Here is a 19,141-nt window from a genome sequence, read left to right as displayed (position 1 = left end):
CCGGCCGCGTGCTCCTGCTCTCCACCCGGGCAGGAGCACGTTCCGTCTGAGGCTGCCAGGCCCGTCCGCACACGCAGAGCGCCCGGCCGGGAAACCTGGCCGGGCGCCTGCATCGGTACGACGAGAGGGGCGAGGGGAGAGGAGAGAGGGGCGCCCTACTCGGTGGAGGGCGCGACCTGCCGGTAGGCGCCGCCGAAGAACAGCAGTCCGTGGCGGTCGGAGGAGCGGCCGGCGTCCAGCACCCGGCCGATGAAGATGGAGTGGTCGCCCACTTCGTGCGAGTCCGTCAGCTCGCACTCGAGCCAGCCGAGCGAGCCCGACAGCACGGGGGCCCCGGTGCGGGCCCCGGGGCGCCAGCCGACACCGTCGAACTGGGCCGGGCCGAGCTTGCGCTTCTTGTCGGCGAAGTGCCGGGACAGATCCTGCTGGTCGGCTCCGAGGATCGACACGGCGAAGCGTCCCGCGGCGGTGATGGCGCTGTGCATCACCGCGCTGTGCGCCACACAGCACAGCACTGCGGGCGGGTCGAGCGAGACGGAGCTGAAGGCATTGGCGGTCATTCCGTGAATGTGGTCGCCGCCGACGGTGATCACGACGACCCCGGTGGCGAATTGGGACATCACATCCCGCAGCACCCGGGGCTCCACGGACTGTGCGACCGAAACTGTTCCGGTATCGGGGCCGGCGGATACAGAATTCATGTCACCTCTTCTGAATTCGGAACCATCTCAATTGCCGCCAGTCTTCACGACACATCTTTCCGAAGGGGCACTCAGTGGTAACCATGGGCTCACCGGGCGCCTGCGGGCCGGACAGTGGTTCAGGCGTGACCGGTCGCAGAGAAAAACGGGACAGCGCTCCGTTACGGTTCCCGAGCGCCAGGAACACAGAGTCCACGAGGGGACACCATGAATTCGGGACCCATACAACCGGAGTTGGCCGAGCCGTATTTGCTCTCGGTGCTGTCGTCGGCCGGCCTTGATATCGAGTACAGCCGGGCCGAGGGCAACACCCTGTATTCGGTGGACGAGGACGGCCGTGAGTTCTCGGTCCTGGACCTGGCCGGTGGCTACGGTTCGCTGCTGCTCGGCCACAACAACCCGGAGATCACCGCCTACGCCACGTCGCTTCTGGAGGCCCGGACACCGGTCCTCACACAGTTCTCCCGGCATTCGCCGGCGAACGAACTCGCCGCCGAGCTGAACCGGATCATCCACCGCGAACTCGGCACGGACGAAGCGTATTACGCCATCTTCGCCAACACCGGGGCGGAGGCCGTCGAGGCCGCGGTCAAGCACGCCGAGATGGATCGCGTCATGCGGCTCGGGGCGATCGGGGAGGAGATCGCGGCACACATCGAGCAGGCGCGCGCCGCCGTGAGTGGCGGAAGTGCGGTCGTTGCGGCAGGCGTTGACGGCAGTGTCGGCACGGGCAGTGCGGGACGGACGGACATCGCGGACGTCGCGGACTTCGACGAGCTGGTTGCCGCACTCACCCGCGCGAACGCCGAGCAGTTCTCCCGGCCGCCGGTCCTCCTGGCGCCGGAGGGCTCCTTCCACGGAAAGCTCGTGGGCAGTGTGCAGCTGACCCACAACGAGGGGTACCGGGCGCCGTTCAGGGCGCTCGCCGCGCAGGCCCGCTTCGTCCCGCTCGACCAGCCCGAGACCCTGCGGAAGACTGTCGACGAGGAGCGCGGCATCTTGCTCGACCTCGTGGTCGAGAACGGGGTCGTACGGACCGTCGAGCGGCCCGCCCCCGTCTTCTGCGCCTTCGTCCTGGAGCCCATTCAGGGCGAGGGCGGCATCCGCGAGGTCTCCCGCGCGTACGCCGAGGAGATCCAGCGGATCTGCGCGGAGATCGACTGCCCGGTGATCGTCGACGAGATCCAGAGCGGCATGGGCCGCACCGGCTCCTTCCTCGCCGGGTCGCAGATCGGCCTGCGCGGTGATTACTACGTCCTGGCCAAGAGCATGGGCGGGGGTCTCGCCAAGACGTCGGTGATGCTCGTCCGGGAGGCGCGCTACCGCCGGGAGTTCGAGATGGTCCACAGCTCGACCTTCGCCAAGGACGGCTTCTCGACCCTGATCGCGCTCAAGGTGCTGGAGCTGTTGGAGGCGGACGGCGGACGGCTCTACCGCCGGGCGGCGGAGGTCGGCGGCAGGCTGCTGGCGGCGCTGGAGTCGGTGCGGGCCGACTTCCCCGACGTCGTCAATGACGTACGGGGCAGGGGCCTGATCGCCGGCCTGGAGTTCCGGGACCAGGGGGACGCGGCGAGCGAGGCTCTCCGGGAGCCGGCACGGGCCGGCCTGTTCGGCTATGTCCTGGCCGGCTGGCTGCTCCAGGACCACCGGATCCGCACCTTCCCCACGGCCAGCGCGGTGAACACGCTGCGGTTCGAGCCCTCGGTCCAGCTGACCGACGCCGACATCGACCATGTGGAGGGCGCCCTGCGAGAGGTGTGCACGCGGATCCGTCGGCAGGCCTGACGGAACATTAATGACGGCGAAACAAACCGTACGGTTCTGTTTTCGCTGGACAGTCTCCCCAGTTCAGGGGCATATTGTCCTCGATGTACGCACTTCAGGACCATCGGGTGGAGCTTTGACAAAACATCTGGTCGGTTTGTACTGTGCGAAGGGACTGATGACTCGCGGGAGCTGGGGGGAGCTATGCGTTTCAGGGTGTTGGGCCCGTTGGAGGCTGTGGCCGGGGACCGGCCGATCGAGCTGGGCGGCGCCAAACAGCGCGCGGCACTGGGATTCCTGTTGCTGCACGCCAATCAGGTCGTCCCGACCAGCCGGCTGCTCAGGGCGTTGTGGAGCGTCGGAGACGCTCCCGCGACCTCGCGGAAGATCCTGCAGAACGCCGTCTGGGGCCTGCGCCGGGCGCTGTCCTCGGACGGCCGGTCCGACCCGGCGGCGGTGCTGCTGACGCAGGCCCCCGGCTATCTGGTGCGCGTCGACCCCGAGCGGGTCGACCTGCATCTCTACCAGCAGTGGGTGAAGGACGGGCGGGCCGCCCTCTCCGCCGGGGAGTCGGAGGCGGCGGCCTCGCTCCTGCGGGACGCCCTGGCCCTGTGGCGCGGCCCCGTCCTCGCGGACCTGGCGGAAACGGGCATCCACTGGCCGGAACTGACGGCTCTTCAGAATGCCCGGCTGGACGTCCAGGAGGACTACTTCGAGGCGGAGCTGGCGTGCGGTCGCCATCTCGCCGTCCTCGGAGCGCTCGAATCGATGGTCGAGAGCGAGCCGCTGCGCGAGCGCTCGTGCGGCCAGCTCATGCGTGCGCTGTACCGCTGCGGGCGCCAGGCCGACGCCCTGGGTGTCTACGGCAGGGTCCGCGCCGCCCTCGTCGACGGCCTCGGTCTGGAACCGAGCCGCGAACTGCGGCAGTTGCAGCAGGCCATCCTCACGCACGACCCGTCGCTGCAGCTGCCGGAGCCCATGGCGCCGGAGCGCGCGACCCACCGCGACCGCATTTCCGGCGGCACGTGGACGCCGCGCGTCGAGCGGTCGGAAGAGCCCGCCGGTGCCCCCGGTGCCGACCGGGCCGACAGCCTCACCGGGTTGGACGGGACCGATCGGCCGGCCCCGGCGCACAAGGCGAGCACGTCGAACGGAGCGGAGGCGTTGGCGCAGTCGGCTGTGTCCGCTCCGGGCCCGGTCCTGGTGGCCGAGCGTCAGAACGTCAGCGTGGTCCTCGTACGCGCCCAGCTGGGACCCGGGTACCAGGCGGCCCCGGCCGAGCGGGTCGACAAGGTCCTCGAACACGTGGCCACCCTGATCCAGGAGAAGATCGAGCGGTCGGGTGGCGTCGTCGCCGCCTCGATGGGCTCCGTGGCGCTCGGGCTGTTCGAGGTCTGCCACGACCACCAGGACGGCGCCGAGCGGGCGGTGCGGGCAGCGGCAGCCATACACCGTTCGCTTCGGCTCCAGGTGGACCCGGAGCCTGCCGACTTCTCCTCGCACCCTCTGGAGGGCGGCCTGCTCGTCCGCACCGCGGTGGCGACGGGCGAGGCGCTCGTACGCCGGCCCGAGGACAGGTCGGCTCCGCCGTCGGTCAACGGGGCGCTGCTGGACGTGTGCCAGTCACTGCTGACCCTGGCGGCCCCGGGTGAGATCCAGGTCTGCGACGAGACGTACCGGGCGACCGGATCGGCGATCGCCTACGAGCGGGTGAGCGGTTCGCCGTCCCGGTGGCGGACGGTGGAGTCGGCCGCGACCGGGGAGGCCGAAGGCGCCGTACATCCCTCGCTGGTCAGGGAGCACGAGAGCGAACTGGACCTGATGCGCGGGATTCTCGAGCGCACCCGCCGGCGGGCGATGCCGCACCTGGTCACGGTGCTGGCGGACTCGGACGGGTGCAGGACCCGTGTGCTCACGGAGTTTCAGCGCCAGGCCATGAGCCGGAGTCCCGAGGCCGGGCAGTTCCTCTTCTGGAGCGCGCCGCCCCGGCTGCGGCGGAGCCCTGTCGCCCTGCACGCCGAGATCCTCTCCTCGTACTGCGGAATGCTGGAGGGCGACTCCTCCGAGGCCGTCAGGGACAAGCTCCGTGAGGCCATCGAACGGGCCGCCGTGGACGTCGAGTCGGCCCGGTGGCTGCGGACCAGGCTGAGCCCCCTGGTCGACCCGGACGACAACCTCGCCCACCACCGCATCGACGAGCGGGAGACCCTGGAGGCGTGGCGGCAGTTCCTGAGGAAGACCTGCGCGGACTCGCCACTGGTGGTGGTCGTCAACGACGTGCACCACGCCGACGACACGCTGCTGGACCTGCTGGAGCCGCTGGCCGAATCCACGGGCTCACTGCCCCTGCTCGTCATTGCGGGCGCCCGGCCGGGGTTACTCCAGCGGCGTCCCGCCTGGGCCGGCGGCAAGCGCCACGCCGCCACCATCACCCTGAACCCCGGCTCCCCGGACTCGGGAGTGAACCAGCTTCTGGAGTCCCTGCTCGCCGGCTAGGGGCCTGGCGTGCAGGCCGTCACGCGCCGGGCCCGACGGCCGGGCTCGGCCGGACGGAGGGCCGGACCTGAAGTGGCGCGTATCACGAATTTTCAGGCCACGTTTCACATGCTTGTAGCACGAGGCGTGTTGGGCCGATGACAGACTGAACACATGATCGAGACACGCGAATTACTGCGCGGCAAAGTCATTCTGATCACGGGGGCGAGCAGCGGCATCGGCGCAGCTGCGGCGCATGTCTTCGCTCGTGAGGGGGCTGCGGTCGTACTCGTGGCGCGCCGTGAGGAGAAGCTCTCGGCGGTCGTCGCCGAGCTGAAGGACAAGGGGGCGGAGGCGTCGTACGTGGTGGCCGACCTGACCCGCGCGGAGGATGTGCGCAGGGCGGTCGGAGCCACGGTGGAACGCCACGGAAGGATCGACGGGGCCTTCAACAACGCGGGGATCGGCGGCGACCAGCTGCCGCTGCACGAGATGGCCGACGAGACCTACGACACCATCATCGACACCAACGTCCGCGGGCTGTGGAACTGCCTGCGGGCCGAGATCGCCGCGCTGCTGAAGAGCGGCGGCGGTTCGATCGTGAACAACAGCAGCGTCGGCGGTCTGGTCGCCATTCCTGCCGCCGCCCCCTATGTGGCGTCCAAACATGCGGTCGTCGGTTTCACCAAGGCCGCTGCCGAGGAGTACGCACGCCGGGGGATCCGGGTCAACGCCGTGGCCCCGGGCGCGACGCGCAGCGAGATCACCGCCGACTGGTTCGGGCGCAACCCGGGGCTGGAGGAGGCGATCCACGAGGTGACGCCGCAGGGCCGCACGGCGGATCCCGAGGAGATCGCCGAGGCGGTCGCCTGGCTGCTCAGCGACCGCGCCTCGTACGTGACCGGTGTCGTCATGCCGGTGGACGGCGGATACGTCAACCACTGACACGTCGGTGCCCTGGCCCGTCCACAGCACCATGACAGGTCAACACGCTGCGTCGGCCGCTGAAACAAACCGCGCGGACCGCTGGTGATTCCGGCCGGATCCCGGTTGGATGTCGTCGCAGCGGTCGTCGCAGCGGTCGTCGCAGCGGTCGTCGCAGCGGTCGGCCCGCGACCGTTGCGACCGCCTATGACCCGACCGTGCCCGTGTCCTGCTGTACGTCCCACTCCTGCTTGAGCCGGTCCTCGGCCAGGTTGGCGACGAGGCGGGTGGCACGCTCGGACGTGACCTCCAGCCGGGCGAGGACCGTGGGCACGGCGATGCTGGGCAGCATCATCTGGAACATGGTGGCGATCTCGTGCGGCAGGTCGTACTCCTCCGGCAGTCCTTCGGTCACCACGCGAACGCCGGTCCAGGCACAGACGATGATGCGGGCGACCTCCGTCTCGTCGAGGTGCGGGTGGGTCTCGCCGCGCTCCCGGGCCTCCCTCAGCAGGCCCGCGAGGAGTTCGGTCCAGTCCGGCCACCGGGTGCCGAAGAGCCGGCGGGACTCCAGATCCACCGCCATGCGCAGCGCCGCGCTGAGCATGGGTTCCCGGGGGAGGCGGTAGGCGATGAGCAGCAGCGCGTCGACCAGTTCCTGGAGCTTGATGCTCTGGGGGCGTACGCCTTCGGTGGTCACCGCCTCGTCGAGGACGCCCCGCGCCAGATCCTCCTTGGAAGGGAAGTGGAAGTAGAGGGCGCCCTTGGTGACTTCGGCCCGCTCCAGGACGTCGGAGATGGTCGCCACCTCGTAGCCCCGCTCGGCGAAGACGGCCGCCGCGGCTTCGAGGATCGCCCTGCGGGTCCGGATGGCTCTCTCCTGACGCGCCACGCTGTTCTCCCTGTGTTAAAGACATGTCCCTTGAAAAAGACCGGCGGCCCGGTATCTTAGACACGTTGGTCCTAGCGAAGCCAACCACAGACCAAGCCAGGGGGGATCATGTCGGACGCCATTGCTTCCGGGGGCAGTGACAACTCGCATATACCGGGCGTGTTATCGGCGTTATCGGGACTGTCCGAAGTCTCGGAGCCGGCCGCGGGGGAGCGCACGGCCGCCGTACCCAAGGAGTACGTGCACCTGCACCGGGAGGAGGCCGTTCTCCTGACCGGATGGGCCTCGCTCGGCAGCGACACCTATGCGGTCACGGCCCGTTGGCCCCAGACGCCGGACGACGCGCACTACGACCCGATGCTCATCACCCAGACGATCAGGCAGAGTTGTCTCGTCGTCGCGCATGCCGAACGGGCCGTCCCGGTGACGTCCCAGACGCTCATGGAGCGGATGGACTTCTCCGTGGCCGAGGGCTATCGGGTTCCCCGAAAAACACCGGCCGACCTGTTTGTAAAACTGGCCTGCAAGTCCACCGGCCAGCGGTCGATGCGGATCGAACTCACCGCGGTCCACGAGGACCACACGGTCCTCGAGTCGGTGGTCGACTTCAGCTGGGTCTCACCCGCCGTGTACCGCCGCCTGCGAGGCGAGCACCTGACCGTCGCCTGGGGCGAGGCACCCGTCCCCGCGCCGGTACCGGCAGCCACCGTGGGACGCACCGACACCTCCGCCGTGGTCCTCGCGCCGGCGGACCGGCCCGGCCGCTGGGAGCTGCGGATGGACGTCGGAAACACCGATCTGTACGACCACCCGGTCGACCACGTCCCGGGCCTGGCCCTGATCGAGGCCGCACACCAGGCCGCCCACGCCGCCACCGGATTCGAGGGCATCGTGCCGATCTGCACGGCCAGCACCTTCGAGCGCTACGTCGAGTTCGACTCCGCATGCTGGATCGACGCGGAGGTCGTACAGGAGGCCGCCGAGGGCGTGACACGCGTCGAGATCAAGGGCGTGCAGAACGACAGGCCCGCGTTCAGGACGACGCTCATCTACCGTGCGTGAAACGCCGCGAGCCCGCCCCGGCCCACTGCCGGCAGGTGAGCGGCGGGCTCGTGGTGCGCAGGGCCACCGGGCCACCGGGCCACCCGTCACCTCTCACCGGCCAGCACCGGGCATTCACCTCCGGTGCGCCCAGGATTCGACTGACGATCGGATTCGGGTCGCCCGGTTCGGCGGTAATGACCTACGGCCCGTACGACGACACGGTCACGGGCCTGCGCGCATTTCGCGCGCCGCGCACCACACCCCCGGAGGACGTGTGCCACCTGCTGCCGAGGCCGTGCCCGCCCAAGGCGAGCACGGGACGACCACAGGCGAGCGACCCGAGACGGCGGACGAGGCCACGGGCGAGCAGCACGGCGGCTCCGGCAGCTCGGGCGGCCCGGACGTCGTCGGCGGCTTGCGGGGTCTCCTGCTCAGGTCCCGGCGCGGCGTGCGGCTGCGGGCCGCGGTCAGCGCCGCCGTACTGACCTGCGTCGTCTTCTGCCTCGGCGGACTGCTGGCCGGCAGCTATCCGTTCGGACCCACGACCCGCAACATCGTCGACCTCGGCCAGCAGTACCTGCCGTACCACGCGTACTGGCGGACGTTGCTGCTCGGCGGCGCCGACGGCGACATGTTCCTGAACTGGACCTCGGGTTTCGGCTCCAACTTCCTCGGTGACTTCGGCACGTATCTGAGCAGCCCGTTCGACCTTGCGGTCGTGCTCTTCCCTGCGGACCGGATCGAACTCGCCCTGTACGCCATCACCGTCGCCAAGATCACCGCGGCCGGTGCCGCGATGGCCGTCCTGCTGCTCAGGCTCCGCCGCGGCCCGTGGCCGGTGGCCGCCGTGCTGGGGGCCGCGTACGCCCTGTCCGGTTGGACCTTCAACTACGGCGCCACGGTCCCGATGTGGCTGGACGGCCTGCTGGCCTTCCCGCTGCTGTGCCTGGTCGGCGAGTGGGCACGTGCCGGGCGCCGCCCCGTGCTGGGTCCGCTGGTCGTGGCACTGGCCTGGACCGCGAACTTCTACACCGCGTACATGGCGACCATCGGCGCGGCCGTCGTGCTCGTGGTCCGGCTGCTGACCGCAGACGCCGACGGCCGCCGACGGCTCGCCGGCCTGCTGCGTGCCGTGCGCGGCGTGGCCGTGGGCATCGGCCTCGCCGCACCGCTCGTGGTGGTCGTCTACATGGGCACCCGCGTGGCGGACCCGACTCCCGTGGTGACCTTCTCGGCCGCGGGCTGGGTGGATGTGGTGGCCAGGCTCCTGCCTGGAACGTCGAGCGTGGCGACACCCGCGCTCTACATCGGCACCCCGGCCCTCGCGCTGGCTCTCACCCTGCCCTTCAACCGGGCTGTGGCCCCGCGGGTCCGGATCGCCTGGACGGCCGCGATCTGCCTGGTGACGCTGTCCCTGCAGTGGGAGCCCACCCATCTGCTCTGGCACGCCGGCGCGTCGCCCAACGGCATCCCCTACCGCCAGACCTTCGTACTCTGCGGCCTGCTCCTGATCGCGGCCTGGCTCTCCACGGCCCGGGGACTGCCCCGGATGCCCGCGCTGCTGGGCGCCGCCGCGCTGCTGGCCGTGCTGGTCCTCGCGACCCGCGGCACCCCGGACATCGACCGGTGGACCTACCCCGCCTTCGCCTTCGCCGCGGCGCTCGGCCTGTCGGCCGCCGCGGCCGTCCTGCTCGCCAGGCGGTACGGCATCGGCGCCCGGGCCCTGCCGGTCGTGGCCGTCGCCCTCCTCGTCGTCGCCCAGGCCGGTGAGGCCGCGATCTCGGGGGCACGTATCGAGCAGCGGCAGCTGGCGCGCGTCTCCTGGGCCCCGCGACTGGGCCCCTGGCACGAGGACATGGCGCGGGCGACCGAACAGAAGGACGCGTGGCCGCGGCACCGCACCGACCCCGGCGAGGTGCCGGGCGGCAACGACGTCCTGCTGGTCGGCGGACAGGGCGCCGACTACTACAGCAGCCTGACCGCTGAGGTCTACACCAGCACGCTTGCCTCCCTCGGCTTCGGCTACTACGCCAAGGGCCGGCATCCGGTCAGCCTGGACAACCCGGTGACCGACGCGATCTTCTCCATCGGCACCCGGATGCACTCGTCGCCCACGGCGCCCGTACGGACGGACACGCTCCCCGAGGCCGAGATCACCTCCACCGACACGGCCGTGCCGCCGCTGGTCACCGTTCGTCCGGGCGTGCGGCTCGCGGACCGGGACGTCCGCTTCGGCGACTCCGCCTTCGCCAACCAGGAGTTGCTGCTCGGCGCCACCGTGTACGACGTGCCGGGCGACCTCGAGCGCACGGGCGAGGCCAAGGGCGCGGTCACGCTGACGGCCACGTGCCCTGTCGGCTCGCAGGTCTACTTCTGGGCGCCCGAGTACCGGGGCAGCGCCGCACTGAGCGGCCGGCAGCCCGTCGCGTTCTCCGGCAAGCTGCCCGCCGTGCAGGGGGCGATGCAGTCCCTCGGCGCCGTCCCCGCGTCCGGTTCGGTACGGATCGATCTGCGTCCCTCGGCCAAGCCGGTCCTGCCGCGACAGCCGGTCGGGTGTCTGGTCCGGGAACGGCTGGACTCGGCCGTACGACAGCTGACGGGGACCGGCGCCACCAGCGTGCACGTCTCCGGCCACACCATCTCCGCGGAGCTGCCCGCACGGAGCACCGGGACCGCCGTCATTGCCGCTCCGCGGATCTCCGGATGGATGTGCGCGGCAGGCGATGCGGCCCCCGCGCCTGCCGAGAGGTATCTGGGCATGCTGGCCGTCCCGCTCGACGGCAAGGCCGCCGAGGCCCGGGGTGCCGACGGCAGGACGACATCGATCAGATGCACGTTCCGGCCTCCGGGGCTGCGTCTGGGAGGCGCGGTCGGCGCTGCCGCGCTGCTCTCCCTCGTGGCCGTCGCAATCCTGCACCGGCGCTCGCGCAGACCCTCGGGAGCGGCCGCCGAGTGAGGAAGCCGACCCCGGTTTGCTCGCAGGACTAAAAGAGTTCATCTGGAATGCGAATTCGGCTCGTCCTGCCGGATAACGGGCTGCATATCCTGCTGAGAAGACTGGCGTTCGAGTGTTTGGAATCCGTGTGCCGAAATTGTCCGTCGTGGTCCCGCTCCACAATGTCGGGATCTATGCCCCCGACACCATGCGCAGCCTCGCGCGCAACGCGGACCCGGACTTCGAGTTCCTGCTGGTCGACGACTGCTCGACGGACGCCACACCGGAAGTGCTCGACCGCTGGCAGAGCCGGATTCCCAACGCCAGGGTGATCCGCCACGAGACGAACCGGGGTGTGGCCCAGGCGCGCAACACCGGGATCGACGCGGCGACCGGTGACTACATCACGTTCCTGGACGGCGACGACTGGTACGCCCCCGGCCATCTGCGTGCCATGGTGCAGGGCATCGAGAGGCTGGGCTGCGACTTCGCCCGTACCGACCATGTGCTGGCGACCGGCAGGACGCGCAGCATCCGCTACGCGCCGGCCAAGCAGCGCGACACGGTGATGGACCCCCGGGACGGGATCGCCCCCGCCAGCATGGTGACGATGGTGGACTATCCCTTCGTCCCGTTCGGCATCTACAGGGGCCAACTCTTCGCCGACGGCGCGTCGCGGTTCGAGACGAAACTGCGCACGGCCGAGGACCGGCTGTGGATCTGGCGCCTGCATCTGAAGGCCAGGTCGTACGCGGCACTCTCGCTGCACGGCGCCTTCTACCGGCGCGGCGTCACCACGTCCCTCACGCAGATCTCGGACAACCGACAGCTGGACTTCATCGCCTCGTACGACACCTTGCTCGAGGACGTGGCCCAGGATGCCGAGGCCGACCGCTTTCTGCCGAAGGCCGTACGGACCTACTGCGCCATGATCGCCTTCCACATGGCCAAGGCGGACCAGTACGAGCCGGCCGTGGCCAAGCGGCTCAGGCACAACGTGACCGACGCGCTCGAACGCATGCCGCAGCAGGTGCTGGAGCGGACACTCGCCACGATGGACACCAGACGCAGCACCATGCTCCAGAGTCTGCGCGACGCGGGAAGGGCCGCCTGACCATGGACACGCACCTGCGCACGCAGATCTTCGAGGTCTCGACGCTCTACGGAGCCGCCACCCTGGCGGCGGCACTCGATGCGGGTCAGTTCGGCCCGCGCGAGGGGATCCGTCGGATCCTGCTGGTCTCGAACAACGCCGAAGTCCCGGAAACGGCCCTGCGGCTCGAATCGATGACCGGCTACGGCCGGATCGCAGCCCGATTCGACGAAGTGATCGACTGGAACGACGCCATCCGGCCCAACCACCCCGGTTCCTGGGGGCCGCGTACGGACGAGGTCCCGCTGTGGCAGCGGGCGTTCCGGACGGCCTGGGGACTGGGCAGCGGGCCGGTCGAGCTGATCGTCGAGTCGATCCAGGTCAACCCGGGCCGGGCGCTCGCCGCGATCTTCGCCGAGAGCCCTGTCCAGGTGTACGCGGACGGTCTCATGAGCTACGGCCCGACACGCGACGAGCTGCCGCAGCAGATCGCGTGCCGCATCCAGCGGCTCCTCCACCTCGATCTGGTCCCGGGCCTGCGTCCGCTGCTGCTGTCCGAGTTCGGCGTCGAGCCGGAGCTCGTACCGGACGACGCCTTCCGCAAGGTGCTGGCGGAGATCGCGGGCTCGGCCGCGGAGGACAGCCAGGTGATGAGGGCGGTCGAGGCCGCCCCCACGGCCCTGCTGCTGGGCCAGTACATGGCCGCACTGGGCATCATCACGGCCGAGGAGGAAGAGGACCTTCACGTCCGTATGCTGCGCGGCGCCGCGGCCGCCGGGCATCAGTCGGTGATCTTCAAGCCGCACCCGACCGCGCCCGCCCGCTACTCGCTCGCCCTGAACGGGGCGGCCGCGGAAGCCGGCGTGAAGCTGACCGTCCTGGACGGTCCGCTGCTCGCGGAGACCTTCTACGAGCGCTGCCGCCCGCAGCTGGTCGTCGGCTGCTTCTCCACCGCGATGCTCACGGCTTCCGTGTACTACGGCATCCCGGTCGCGAGGGTCGGCACCGAGATGGTCCTGGAGCGGCTCGCACCGTACGAGAACAGCAACCGGATCCCCCTGGTCATCGTGGACCACCTGGTGCCGGACCTGGAGCTGGGCGCGGCCCCCGCCGTGCCCGGCGACGCACCGGACACCCTGGACCCGCTGGTCCGGGCCGTGGGCTACTGCATGCAGCCGAATCTCCACCGCGGCCTGCGGGCCGAGGCCGTCAGTCTTCTCGACCGCCGCGGCGACGACAGCGCAGCCGCGGTCTACTTCCCGCGCGCCCGGCTGACCGAGCTCGACCTCCCCGGCGGCGCGGCCCCGGGTCCCGCGGCACGCCTCCGCCGGACTCTGGTCAGGGGCAAGCGGGGCTGACCGTCAGGCTCGGAACGACGCGGGGCTGATCAGCAGGCCCGGACGACGACGCGGCCCTCGGCCGGCTTCAAAGCCGGCCGGGTCCGCGTTTTTCTTCCGGTTTTTCTGGTTCCGCTTTCATCTGTTTCATCTGTCAAGCCCCGAAAAGCAGCGGCATGACGGGATCCGAGGGCCGGGGCCTACTGGAGATGCGGGCTCACGCAGAAGCATGCGGCCCCCTTCTCGCGGTAGGAGACCGAGCATGATTCCTGTGGTGCCCATAATGGATGTAGGGAGGGCGGACGCGAACAAACATCATTTTCCTGATCCCCCACGCCTGGGGAGAGCGTCGTGAGTTCCCTACCTCCTCCATCGTCCGAGCGCCCCACGGGCCCCCCGTCCGGCCCGCTGTCCGGCCGACCGACGGATCCGCACCTTCCGGAGCCTCCGCCTCCGCCGTCGTCGGGGCCTCCGCCGTCGTCGGAGCCTCCACTCCCACCACCGCCTCCCGGTCCGCCGGGCGACACCGGCGGACCGGGTGAGTCGGGCGAACCGGGTGGGCGGGGCCGGGGCCTCGGATGGCCGCCGTCCTGGTGGCGGGCGCGCGGCACCCTGGTGAGCGCCGGCACCGCGGTGGTCGTGGCGCTGGCCGTGATCCTCACCTACACGCTCGTGGGTGGGAGCAAGGGTGTCGGAGAGGTCGTCCTCCAGAGCACCTTGGCGGCCGGCTCCGACCCGTTCACGCCGTCGACGGCCACGGAGGCGGAGGCGGCCCATGCCACAGCGCCTGATACGTCGAGGGGTGGCGGGAACAGCACGGGCACCCTGGAAGTCGACGGTTCGCACCCCGGGCTGTACGGCGGCACACAGCACGTCGCGAGTTGCGACGTCGAGAAGCAGATCACGTTCCTCGTGCAGAACAGCGACAAAGGGACGGCTTTCGCAGCGGTCCTGGGAATTCAGCGGTCCGACATCCCCGCCTATCTGCGGTCGCTGCTGCCTGCCCGGCTGACCTGGGACACGCGGGTCACCAACCACGGGTACAAGAACCAGGAAGCCACCAGCTACCAGGCGATCCTCCAGGCCGGCACCGCAGTCCTCATCGACGACCGCGGCGCGCCGCGCGTCCGCTGCGCCTGCGGCAATCCCCTGACCCCGCCCGCCGAGATGGAGGGCGAACAGAAGTTCACGGGCGAGAAGTGGTCGTCGTTCAAGCCCTCCGCCATCGTCGAGGTCAAGCCGGCCGAGAAGCCGATGAAGACCATTGCGATGTTCGACCCTGAGCGCAAGGCGTGGTTCGAGCGCTCGACCGAAGACCCGCAGGGCAGGAACGACCGCGAAGTCCCGCCCCCGAAGGGCCAAATCCCCGGAACGCCGCCGACGCTTCCTCCGGCCGACACCGAGGCACCGAAGGAGGAGTCTCCGGGCGAGGAGACGTCCCCCGACGAGGAGAAGGACAAGGAGAAGGGCAAGGAGGACAAGGAGGGCGAGGACAAGGAGAAGGAGAAGGACGAAAAGGAGTCTCCGGGCGAGGAGAAGTCTCCCGACGAGGAGACGGACAAGGAGAAGGGCAAGGAGGACAAGGAGGGCGAGGACAAGGAGAAGGAGAAGGAGAAGGACGAAAAGGAGTCTCCGGGCGAGGAGAAGTCTCCCGACGAGGAGACGGACAAGGAGAAGGGCAAGGAGGACAAGGAGAAGGACAAGGAGAAGGACGAGAAGAAGGACGAGAAGAAGGACGAGCAGGTCCCGGACAAGCCGGTGACCCCGGATGAGCAGACCCCGAAGCCCGAGGAGCCGAAGCCAGTGGAGCCGAAGCCCGTGGAGCCGGAGGTGCCACTGCCCGAGATCCCAGAGCCTCAGGCCCCGGACACGCAGACCCCGGATCAGCAGGTGCCGGACCAGCCGCAGACCCCGGATCAGCAGGTGCCGGACGAGCCGCAGACTCCGAACCAGCAGGTGCCGGACGAGCCGCAGACCCCGGACGAGCCCCCAGGCTCCTGACCAGGCGCCGCAGGACTGAGGCCCTCACGTGCCCTCTATGCCCGTCCCGCCAGGGTCCCCCGACCAGCAAAAAGGCCCTCCCAACGGGAGGGCCGATCGGTCGCACTGCGACGGCGCACGCTTTCCAAGTGTGTTGGTGGGTAGCGGCCGAGTCCGTGCCGGGCAGTCAGTGCCACGACGTCGACACCGTGCTCGGTCAGGGCCTCATCGATGTAGTCGCACAGCTCCTCGCGTTCGCCGGTCGAGTACCGCGAGCAGTAGATGAAAGAGACCTGTCGGTCAAAGGGTATGGGTGGCCCTCTCCCTTCGGCGAGGGCCACCCCGGGGAACTACTTCTGCTGTGCGAGCCAGTCGGCGAACTTGGTCTCGGCGATGTGCGCGTCCGGCCCCGGGAGGAGCGTGTCCTCCTGGAGAGGGGCGCCCCAGTACGTCGCCTGCGGGTCGGTGACGATCTTGCGGGGGTCGTTGTTAGCGGCGAGTCCCATGCGGATGAACTCCTCGAGCTCGAACGTCTCGGGGCCCGCGACCTCCACCACGCCGCCCACCGGGGCGCCGACCGAGGTGCGGCCGACGGCCGCGGCCACGTCGTCGGACACCATGGGCTGGATCTTGGCCGCGGGCAGGCGCACGGTGTCGCCGTCGGTCATCCCGTCGGCGAGCCCCTTCGCGAACTCGAAGAACTGGGTCGCGTGGACGATGGAGTAGGGGTTGCCGGACGTCTTGATCAGTTCCTCCTGGGCCTGCTTGGCCCGGAAGTAGCCGCTCCCCTGGAGGCGATCCGTGCCGACGACGGACAGCGCCACGTGGTGCGTCACGCCGGCGTCGGCCTCCGCCTTGAGGAGGTTGGTCGTGGAGGTACGGAAGAACTCCATGACCGCGTCGTCCTCGAACGAGGGGGAATTGGACACGTCGACCACGACCTGCGCGCCCTGCAGGACGTCGGCCAGCCCCTCGCCCGTCAGCGTGTTGACGCCAGTGTTGGGTGCGGCCGCGACCGCCTCGTGCCCGTGCTCGCCCAGCCTGGCGACCACCTTCGAGCCGATGAGCCCGGTTCCACCGATCACTACGACCTTCATGACGGAATTCCTCTCGGGGTTTTCCTGATCCAGTACCAGAAGAGACCGGGCAGTCGTTCTGCTTGTGACACGCGATGCGGAAAATCGAGGACAACTTTCTGCTGCCCCTCCCGCGATGGCCTATTCGGCGAGTTTCCCGTCGGTCGAGAACCAATGCCACGTACTACAGCCGGAGATCTTGAGGATCGGTGATGGGTGGGATCGGCTGGTGGTGGGCCCAGGGTCGTAGGCGGCCCGGAAGCGGGTCTCCGCGGCGTCGGTAGTGACTGACCAGGGCACGGGTCGGGTGGAGCCGACGCCATAACTCGCAGGCCAGGACGGTCTCCACGGGGTGGCGGGGGTTGGGGCGGGTGGCAGCCAGGCAGTGCCGGACGGTGTGGACCGAAGGCCGCAGGAGCGGGCCGGGGATCAGTCAGCGATCTCGCTCTCGTCGAAGCTCGGGGCTTTTCCCTCATCGGTTCCGGGGCCGGGACGCAGGCCCGGCGCCGCGTTCCGGCTCCGGTCCCGGGCCTCGGCTGCGCGAACCTTGGGTCTGCGCAGCCGGGCTCGATACGGTTCTGGAGAACCGTCAACCACCAACGAACCGGGCTCTACGGCTTGATGCCGAAGGGGCCGAGCTCGCCGGCGTCGATGCGCAGCGACTCGTACATGGTGAAGGCGTTGTCGTACGTGAAGACGTCCGCACCGCCGAGCAAGCCGATGTATTTCTCGATGATGGGGCGGGCCGCTTCCTCGGTGACGGCGTCGAAGTAGGTCTTGGTGATGGCCCAGCCGTTGCCGGTCGGACCGTACTTCTCGAAGTACGGCGTCGGGTCGACCGACGCCGAGGCGGCGCGGGTGCTGGCCATGAGGTCGTTGACGTACTGCTTCTGCAGGTCGCCGTCGGCCCGGACGCCGAGGCGGCCGAGGTGGCCGCCGACGAGGGTCGTCCAGGGGTACTTCATGGCGATGTCGTGGGCCTTGATCCAGGCGGGGATGTCCACTGAGACGGCGAGGTTCCTGAACGGCACCCAGCCCGGGTAGATCACGTCCACCACCATCAGGGTGGCGTAGGCCGGGGCGTAGATGAAGATGTTGTCGGGCGAGTGGTTCGCGCCGTGGTGCGCCAGCTCGAGGGTCTCTCCGCCGACGCGCAGGGTGTAGCGGTCGGTGAACGTCACAGACGGGGCCGGGCGGTTGACGTCGCCGTCGCGGCGCAGCAGGCGGCGGGTCTCCCTGTGGCCGACGATCGTCACGTCCTTGCCGAAGATGGAGGCGGCACCGATGTGGTCGGCGTGGGAGTGGGAGTAGACCAGGTGGGTCACCGTGCTGGGGCGGCCGTTGGCCTTGGTGACCTTGTCGATCGCGCGCTTCAGGTTGTGCCCGATGGTGGGCGGCGCGTCGACGAGCACGACGCCGTCCCGCGTGGTCAGGAACATGGCCTGGTAGCTGCCGTCCGTGACCCAGTAGAGGTTGCCCTTGATCTGGCCGACGAAATAGCCGTCCTCGTTGAGCGCGGGACCGAAGGAGCCCGAGGGGACTGGTGCGTAGTCGGGCAGGCCGACGGCCGGCTCGGCCGCAAAGGCGGTGCCAGGCAGCGTAGCGCCGAGCACTGCCGCGGCGGTGGGAACTGCGGCGGCGATCGACGCGCGCCTTAGGAACGTGCGGCGGTTGGTTCCGCTCGTCTCTGCGGACTCATCAGTCATGTTTTGTCCTTGTGAGCATGATGCATAGGTCATCGCCGGCATGTGCTGCGGCAATCGCTGTTTTTCCGACTGACCGGCGACACTGGCGGGGTGTGACAGCCATGCTCTTGCCGATGTCTTTTAGTTACATGGTTGATACAGGCTCATCGCGTTGACCTGTGGTTCCTCAACTTACGTCTGAGGGTGTTACCTGCGGTGATGCCCGGTGGGCCCCCTCTGACCTGGGGGAGATCTGCCGTCAACTTTCGGCGTTGGTCGTCGCTGGCTGCTGTAGGACGGCCCGGAGACGGCCCGGCTTCCTGCCGTCCTGCTCCCTCTTCAACCCCTCCTCAGCCCCTTCCACCAGCGCTTACAACGGCGAGAGGTCGGCTCCAAGACTTTGGGCTGGAGCTGCCATGGGGCGAGTGATCATGGCCTCGTGAGCTTCCGGCGCGTAGCCCGGTAGAGCACGACGTTGGGGCCGTGATCTTCGAGGCTCGCCCCATGGTGGCTGCCTGGGGTCTCGGAGCCGACCGCCCGCCGACGTCTGCGCGGGAGCTTCCTCACGCCATCGGCCAGCCTCACCAGGGCGCGTCGGCGCAGCGCGGGCGGAGCGGGCCGAAGGCAGGAGCGGCGCCCGGAGCGCAGCCGGGGCTTGATGAAGTAGGGAGAGTTCTGCCGCGTCGCAGTCCTTTTGGCCTGCAGTTCTCACTGCCGCCATGGGGACAGCGGGGCGACAGTGTCGCTGCAGGGATGGAGGAGGCCTCGCCCACTCGCACCCGGCGCGCCCCGTTGAGGCACCGTCGAGATCCCACCCGCTCAGGTCGCGGAGTCGTTGAGCGGCAGCGTGCCAGCGCTGCCGGCTGAGAAGCGCCCGGTGCATCTCCCAGCTCAGGGGACCATCCGCCGCGCATCGAGGCCAGCGGCGTCCTGCTGCCCTTGGCGGGGGAGGACCGACCCGGCCGGAAACTTCACCGCGTATTCTCCGCAGCCACCCGCAGAAACACGGTGACAGCCGGACAGGGCCGGACCGCTCCCAGCCCGCCTCGGGGGCAGTCCTGCGCTTACGCGCCCTCTACGCCCGTCCCGCTAGATTGCCCCTGACCAGCAAAAAGGCCCTCCCATGGGGAGGGCCGACAGGCTGCGCAGCATGTGCGCCCCCGGCAGGACTCGAACCTGCGGCCAAGCGCTTAGAAGGCGCCTGCTCTATCCACTGAGCTACGGGGGCCGGGTGT

At 69.6% G+C, this 19,141-nt stretch carries 12 protein-coding genes and 1 tRNA gene; 8 read left to right on the top strand and 5 right to left on the bottom strand.

What is annotated here, in order from left to right; genetic code table 11:
- Positions 1-155 precede the first annotated feature (155 nt).
- Positions 156-701 carry a flavin reductase family protein gene (locus ABT078_RS33070; protein WP_351234347.1) on the bottom strand — a complete coding sequence of 182 codons (546 nt, stop codon included), beginning with the start codon at positions 699-701 and terminating at the stop codon, positions 156-158.
- A 207-nt stretch (positions 702-908) separates the two neighbouring features.
- Between ABT078_RS33070 and ABT078_RS33065 the strand changes: the two genes are divergently transcribed.
- The 3 genes from ABT078_RS33065 (at position 909) to ABT078_RS33055 (ending at position 5,885) form a co-directional block, all read left to right on the top strand.
- Positions 909-2,486 carry an aspartate aminotransferase family protein gene (locus ABT078_RS33065; protein ID WP_351234345.1) on the top strand — a complete coding sequence of 526 codons (1,578 nt, stop codon included), beginning with the start codon at positions 909-911 and terminating at the stop codon, positions 2,484-2,486.
- 216 nt (positions 2,487-2,702) lie between these two features.
- Positions 2,703-4,961: an ATP-binding protein gene (locus ABT078_RS33060; protein ID WP_351234378.1), complete on the top strand. Its 2,259-nt coding sequence runs from the start codon at positions 2,703-2,705 to the stop codon at positions 4,959-4,961.
- A gap of 153 nt (positions 4,962-5,114) precedes the next feature.
- Positions 5,115-5,885 carry an SDR family NAD(P)-dependent oxidoreductase gene (locus ABT078_RS33055; protein WP_351234343.1) on the top strand — a complete coding sequence of 257 codons (771 nt, stop codon included), beginning with the start codon at positions 5,115-5,117 and terminating at the stop codon, positions 5,883-5,885.
- Positions 5,886-6,069: 184 nt separating this feature from the next.
- Here the strand turns inward: ABT078_RS33055 and ABT078_RS33050 are convergent, their stop codons facing one another.
- On the bottom strand, positions 6,070-6,756 hold the full coding sequence (locus ABT078_RS33050; RefSeq protein ID WP_351234341.1) for a ScbR family autoregulator-binding transcription factor: 687 nt from the start codon (positions 6,754-6,756) through the stop codon (positions 6,070-6,072).
- A gap of 159 nt (positions 6,757-6,915) precedes the next feature.
- Here ABT078_RS33050 and ABT078_RS33045 point away from each other — a divergent pair, with 159 nt between their 5' ends.
- The 5 genes from ABT078_RS33045 to ABT078_RS33025 all read left to right on the top strand — a co-directional run bounded on the left by ABT078_RS33045 (position 6,916) and on the right by ABT078_RS33025 (position 15,166).
- On the top strand, positions 6,916-7,818 hold the full coding sequence (locus tag ABT078_RS33045) for a ScbA/BarX family gamma-butyrolactone biosynthesis protein (protein ID WP_351234339.1): 903 nt from the start codon (positions 6,916-6,918) through the stop codon (positions 7,816-7,818).
- A 256-nt stretch (positions 7,819-8,074) separates the two neighbouring features.
- On the top strand, positions 8,075-10,756 hold the full coding sequence (locus ABT078_RS33040) for a YfhO family protein (RefSeq protein WP_351234337.1): 2,682 nt from the start codon (positions 8,075-8,077) through the stop codon (positions 10,754-10,756).
- Positions 10,757-10,883: 127 nt separating this feature from the next.
- Positions 10,884-11,849, top strand: a complete 966-nt coding sequence (locus ABT078_RS33035) for a glycosyltransferase family 2 protein (RefSeq protein ID WP_351234335.1) — start codon at positions 10,884-10,886, stop codon at positions 11,847-11,849.
- 2 nt (positions 11,850-11,851) lie between these two features.
- Entirely contained in the window at positions 11,852-13,186 is a 1,335-nt protein-coding gene (locus tag ABT078_RS33030) for a polysialyltransferase family glycosyltransferase (RefSeq protein WP_351234333.1), read from the top strand.
- A gap of 594 nt (positions 13,187-13,780) precedes the next feature.
- Complete coding sequence (locus tag ABT078_RS33025) at positions 13,781-15,166, top strand: DUF6777 domain-containing protein (protein ID WP_351234331.1); 1,386 nt, start codon at positions 13,781-13,783, stop codon at positions 15,164-15,166.
- Positions 15,167-15,495: 329 nt separating this feature from the next.
- On the opposite strand, the gene ABT078_RS33020 is transcribed toward ABT078_RS33025, so the two are convergent.
- The 3 genes from ABT078_RS33020 to ABT078_RS33010 all read right to left on the bottom strand — a co-directional run bounded on the left by ABT078_RS33020 (position 15,496) and on the right by ABT078_RS33010 (position 19,134).
- Positions 15,496-16,242, bottom strand: a complete 747-nt coding sequence (locus ABT078_RS33020; RefSeq protein ID WP_351234329.1) for an SDR family oxidoreductase — start codon at positions 16,240-16,242, stop codon at positions 15,496-15,498.
- 590 nt (positions 16,243-16,832) lie between these two features.
- Positions 16,833-17,927 (bottom strand): MBL fold metallo-hydrolase, encoded by a 1,095-nt coding sequence (locus ABT078_RS33015; RefSeq protein ID WP_351234327.1) that lies wholly within the window; start codon positions 17,925-17,927, stop codon positions 16,833-16,835.
- 1,134 nt (positions 17,928-19,061) lie between these two features.
- Positions 19,062-19,134: transfer RNA gene (locus ABT078_RS33010), tRNA-Arg, on the bottom strand.
- Positions 19,135-19,141: the final 7 nt, after the last annotated feature.

The sequence above is a fragment of the Streptomyces sp. NPDC002133 genome (assembly GCF_040296405.1).
GTDB lineage: Bacteria > Actinomycetota > Actinomycetes > Streptomycetales > Streptomycetaceae > Streptomyces.
The sequence above is the reverse complement of the archived record's forward strand: the minus strand, read 5'-3'. Positions and strand labels throughout refer to the sequence as shown.

Bases quoted from the DNA above. Each gene is read 5' to 3' on its own strand.
- ABT078_RS33070 (WP_351234347.1), bottom strand. From the start codon at position 701: ATGAATTCTGTATCCGCCGGCCCCGATACCGGAACAGTTTCGGTCGCA.
- ABT078_RS33065 (WP_351234345.1), top strand. From the start codon at position 909: ATGAATTCGGGACCCATACAACCGGAGTTGGCCGAGCCGTATTTGCTC.
- ABT078_RS33055 (WP_351234343.1), top strand. From the start codon at position 5,115: ATGATCGAGACACGCGAATTACTGCGCGGCAAAGTCATTCTGATCACG.
- ABT078_RS33030 (WP_351234333.1), top strand. From the start codon at position 11,852: ATGGACACGCACCTGCGCACGCAGATCTTCGAGGTCTCGACGCTCTAC.
- ABT078_RS33020 (WP_351234329.1), bottom strand. From the start codon at position 16,242: ATGAAGGTCGTAGTGATCGGTGGAACCGGGCTCATCGGCTCGAAGGTG.
- ABT078_RS33015 (WP_351234327.1), bottom strand. From the start codon at position 17,927: ATGACTGATGAGTCCGCAGAGACGAGCGGAACCAACCGCCGCACGTTC.